The organism is Oleiphilus sp. HI0079 (assembly GCF_001635105.1).
In genome coordinates this window covers 1-4574 of the sequence record NZ_LWFT01000743.1, presented here as the reverse complement: position 1 = coordinate 4574, position 4574 = coordinate 1, and the positions used below count along the sequence as shown (strand labels likewise).

Below are 4574 nucleotides of genomic sequence, written 5' to 3'. Positions count from 1 at the left end.
CCCCGGCTATCAAGAGTCGGTCGCTAAGACGCGTCGAGCTAATGCGCAGGGCGAAATGCTTGCCTTATCTTCGGCGCTAGAACGACGTTATTCAGAGGTTAATCATTATTCTGATGCGGCTGCTGCAGGTGCTGATACCGGAGCGCCTGATGCATCTTTATACATAATTGAACCTGAAGTAGTGCAGTTCTATACCATTACGATTTCAGAGACAGATGGAGGCGTTGCGGATACAACTGCAGCACAAAGCTACGAGATATCAGCAGTTCCAGCAGGCGGTATGACGGGGGATCGTTGCGGTACTATGACCTTAAACAGCGCTGGAGTTAAATCGCCAACAAATCCGGCTGATTGTTGGCGCTAGTCTCAGCGATAGAATAAGCGCGTTTTTCAGAGTTTTTAAAGGGTCAGGCCTCAGCGGGGTCTGACCCTTTTTTATATGAGCTAACATCGCTATGAGCAACGTACAGGGTTACCGCTGCTGTACTCGAGTATTCCGTCATTATTTCGATCTCGGCCAAAGTAAGGTCGCCCTGCAGTATTGATGATAACCGGAACCGCGGTCTTTAATTCGTCGTTTTCATGGCAGACTGTAAATGTGCCATTCTGGAAGTTGGTCATGCCATTTGCACGCATTTCTAGATAGTCTTTGTTTTGAAATGAACCCCAACGTATCTGGCTGGAATCGTTTGCGAGATCGTAAATCCGTACGAGCTCATCTCCGGCATTAAAATTTTTATCTGCGTTATTGTTGCGATAGACCAGTATCTTGTCCGACCAAGACTTGTCGCATTCGACGGAATTTTTGGTAGGGCAAAGAAAAATAGATTTACCTTCTTTAATGGCGAGACTTCGCGCAAACATGACGGCGCTTACAACACTACGGGCATTGTTTTCAACGCGGTATTTTTCAATGATTGGAAACGCGCCGAAGGCGACGCTTGTCGTAATTGTGATGATGGCGAGCGCTATCAGCAGTTCGATAAGGGTAAAGCCAAAATGGCTTTTGGGTGTCGTGAGCATATCATCAGTCCTTTGATGGTTTGTTCGTACGAGAAAGGTCAAATTGTTGCGAGTTCGTCCTGAACTCAAGCTCCATTTTCTTTTCTCAGCGCGTAGAATACAAGGCTCGCCTAAATGATTAGGCTCCATTGGTCAGATTCTAGAAATACTTTAAAGGTTTCCTGTTAATGAAAGTTGTCGTGGTTGGTGGTGGCGCAATAGGGATGTTACAAGCCCGAAGTTTTGCCGGAGAAGGCTACGATGTAGTCATTGTTGACAAAAGTGCGCTTGGGCGAGAAGCGAGCTGGGCTGGTGGCGGGATTATTTCACCACTCTATCCTTGGCGTTATTCGGAGCCGGTCACCGCACTAGCTTCACGATCGCAGGCGTTGTATCCCGATTTAGTGGCGGCACTGCATCAAGAAAGCGGCATCGATCCGGAATACTCTGGCCATGGTTTGTTGATGTTGCAGGTTGAGGGGAAAGATCAGGCGATCCGTTGGGCTGCCAAGAATGGCCCTTGGCTAGAAGAGATTAAAGCTGCGCAATTGTATGCACTCGAGCCTGCATTAGGGCAAGGCCATGAAAGCTCACTATGGATGCCGAGCGTAGGAAGTGTGCGTAACCCGCGCTTGTTGAATGCCCTACGTGCACTCATGCATGAACATCCGGCTATCGAAGTGATCGAGAATGATGGGCTGGCGCGATTTGATGAGCGTGGCGTCACCTTAGAATCTGGCAAGCGCGTAGACGCTGACAGCGTGGTATTTTGTTCTGGTGCGTGGACGTCTTCGCTCCTGCCGAATCAGCGCATAAAGATTGAGCCGGTAAAAGGCCAGATGATTGTCTTTGATGCACCGCAGGGTTTTGTAAATCGTGTTGTTCTCAGTGACGGCCGCTATGTCATTCCCCGCCGTGATGGCAAGGTGGTCGTTGGCAGTACATTGGAATACTGCGGGTTCGATAAGACCACAAACGATGAGGCAAGACAAAGCTTGTATGGAAGCGCATTGGCCTTGTATCCAGAGCTTAAGAGATATCCTGTGATTCACCAGTGGGCCGGCTTACGTCCGGGTTCGCCGAATGGCATACCGAGTATTGGACCTATTTCCGGCTACGAGAATGTATATGTAAATGCCGGGCATTTTCGCAATGGTTTGGTACTCGCGCCAGCGTCAGTGGAACTACTTAGCGATCTTGTTGCCAAGCGGGCCTCAAAAATTGACCCGAAGCCATATATCCCCAGTCCTTAAGCGGAGAATGATCAGGCTTGGACTATACTTACAACTAAGCCCCAAAGTGGAGAAAGTGGATGAAATCATATATTGCTCAAACGGCCCTACTTGCTGCTGTGATTGGTGTAAGCGCACCAGCTATCGCTGCAGATCAAGACTGTAAGAAACTAAAGGCCAAGGTCGAACAGGAACTGAAGGACAAAGGTGATTCAGGGTCATATGTTCGTATCTATGAAGCCGATGATAAGGTGGAAGGTAAAGAGATAGGATTTTGCTATAACGGAGCCCGTAAAGTTGTTTTGTTTGAAGTAGATCCTGCATAGCGTCATCGTCAAATACGCATCATGCGTAGTTTTGGGCATTGACCGGTTTACGGGCAGCAAAAGAGAGAATCTCGACTAGTCTCCAAATGCGACTTAACTCGACCGGAGACGACTCATGAAAAATCTAATTGCTTGGCCTTTTGCCATTGCTTTGCTTTTAGCGCCTTTGCTTGCCAGTGCAGAACTCAAAGACTGTGATGAGCTGAAGGACGAGATTGAAGCGAAGATTAAGAATAACGGCGTTAAAAGTTTCAAGCTGACAATCGTTGGTAAAAGCGACGCTGCTGAAGGCGAGCAAGTTGGGAGCTGCGAGGGTGGCACCAAAAAAATCATGTATGTGAAAGGTTAGTTTGCTGATAGAACTTTGACTGGCTTGATGGATGAGCGCTTACTGAGTTGATTCGTCAGAGTAAACAAGGCCAAACCTCTTCTAAGCATCGATGCTCGTTGCTTCGCATTTCAAAATAACATAGCCGCGGTATCTAAACGCGCGCGTATTAAACTGTTCATTTGAGCACGCAGGCTCTACACTGCGCCGATATCGTCAGCGCACTCGCTTGGAGCTATCACCTTGACTTCGTCAAACTCAGAATCTTTTTCTTCGCTTACTCTCAAACCGGAGCTTCTTGAAGCGCTGGCGCGTCTTGGCTACGCATCAATGACTGAGATTCAGGCAGCCGCTTTACCCGCTTTGCTTGATGGTAAGGATCTTATCGGTAAAGCTAAAACCGGGAGTGGTAAAACCGCGACGTTTGCCTTGTCTTTGTTGAACAAACTTCAGCCTAAGCGTTATCGCATTCAAGTGTTGGTGTTGTGCCCGACAAGAGAGCTTGCGACACAAGTCGCCGATGAAACCAGAAAGCTAGCGAAGGCCATGCATAATGTTAAGGTGCTGACGCTGTGTGGAGGGCAGTCGATTGGTCCTCAAATTGGCTCGCTTGAGCATGGGGCGCACATTATTGTTGGTACGCCCGGGCGTATTCAGGATCACTTGCGCAAACGAACATTGGACTTATCTAACGTTGAGACGCTCGTGCTGGATGAAGCGGATCGTATGCTTGATATGGGCTTCATGGAGGAGGTTGAGCAGATTGCAGAACAGTGCCCGCGAGAGCGCCAAACTCTGTTATTTTCAGCAACCTTTCCAGATAAAATCGCCACTCTTGCTAAGAAAATTCTTCAAGCACCTGTTCAAGTAACGGTTGAGGGTGAACATAGCGATGCGCACATTGAGCAGCGGTTTATAGAAGTAGAAGAGCGAGACAAGCTCGAGCTGCTTTCTCGGGTGTTACGCGCAACACAGGCACCAACAGCGATTGTGTTTGCGAACATGAAACAGGATTGTGCTGATATAGCGGAGTTCTTAAGCGATCAAGGTGCCAGCGCGTTAGCTTTGCATGGCGATTTAGAGCAGCGCGAGCGAGATTCAGTGTTAACTCGCTTTGTTCAAGGCAGTTGCCGAATTCTAGTTGCGACGGATGTCGCTGCCCGAGGCCTGGATGTGGACGACGTAGCCTTAGTGGTGAACGCAGACTTACCACGAGATGATGAAGTCTACGTGCACCGTATCGGTCGAACCGGTCGAGCGGGAAGCTNTGGCAAGGCCTATAGTTTTTATACGCCAAAGCAGCGCTATAAGCTTGAACGACTCGCCGACGAACGTCAGCAGGAGCTAGAGTTTCTTGATGGTAGTAGCTTTAAAGCAAAAGGCGATTATCCTCAAGCGGACTGGGTAAGCATCGAAGTGTCTGGTGGTAAGCGAGATAAAGTGCGCCCAGGTGATTTGCTAGGAGCTCTGACAGCAAAGGGCGGTTTAGATGGTTCTGATGTAGGAAAAATTCGCATTGTGCCAAACGCGAGCTTTGTTGCCGTAAAAGCAGATTTAGCGAGAAAAGCGCTGAACATGCTCAATGAGGGCAGCATTAAAGGCCGCAAGTTTCGAGCGCGTAAACTGAAGTAACCCGTGTTCATTTCCTCGCTCGATATGGAGTCATAGCGCTCAAGCTGTTTTAGT

Annotated in this window: 6 protein-coding genes; 5 read left to right on the top strand and 1 reads right to left on the bottom strand. The window is 48.6% G+C overall.

Translation table 11 applies throughout. The features are described 5' to 3' along the window. On the top strand, positions 1 to 364 hold a 364-nt coding region (locus tag A3750_RS13740), incomplete at its 5' end, for a type IV pilin protein (protein WP_068548371.1). A gap of 89 nt (positions 365 to 453) precedes the next feature. On the opposite strand, the gene A3750_RS13735 is transcribed toward A3750_RS13740, so the two are convergent. Further along, positions 454 to 1023 (bottom strand): GspH/FimT family pseudopilin, encoded by a 570-nt coding sequence (locus A3750_RS13735; RefSeq protein WP_197475036.1) that lies wholly within the window; start codon positions 1021 to 1023, stop codon positions 454 to 456. Between the two features lie 167 nt (positions 1024 to 1190). Between A3750_RS13735 and thiO the strand changes: the two genes are divergently transcribed. From thiO to dbpA, 4 genes are all read left to right on the top strand, one after another. Further along, positions 1191 to 2255 carry a glycine oxidase ThiO gene (gene thiO / locus A3750_RS13730; protein WP_068548369.1) on the top strand — a complete coding sequence of 355 codons (1065 nt, stop codon included), beginning with the start codon at positions 1191 to 1193 and terminating at the stop codon, positions 2253 to 2255. 59 nt (positions 2256 to 2314) lie between these two features. Continuing rightward, positions 2315 to 2560: a hypothetical protein gene (locus A3750_RS13725; RefSeq protein ID WP_068548013.1), complete on the top strand. Its 246-nt coding sequence runs from the start codon at positions 2315 to 2317 to the stop codon at positions 2558 to 2560. Positions 2561 to 2675: 115 nt separating this feature from the next. Continuing rightward, on the top strand, positions 2676 to 2909 hold the full coding sequence (locus A3750_RS13720) for a DUF1161 domain-containing protein (RefSeq protein WP_068454712.1): 234 nt from the start codon (positions 2676 to 2678) through the stop codon (positions 2907 to 2909). 222 nt (positions 2910 to 3131) lie between these two features. Then, positions 3132 to 4520, top strand: a complete 1389-nt coding sequence (dbpA, locus tag A3750_RS13715; RefSeq protein ID WP_068548368.1) for an ATP-dependent RNA helicase DbpA — start codon at positions 3132 to 3134, stop codon at positions 4518 to 4520. Positions 4521 to 4574 lie beyond the last annotated feature (54 nt).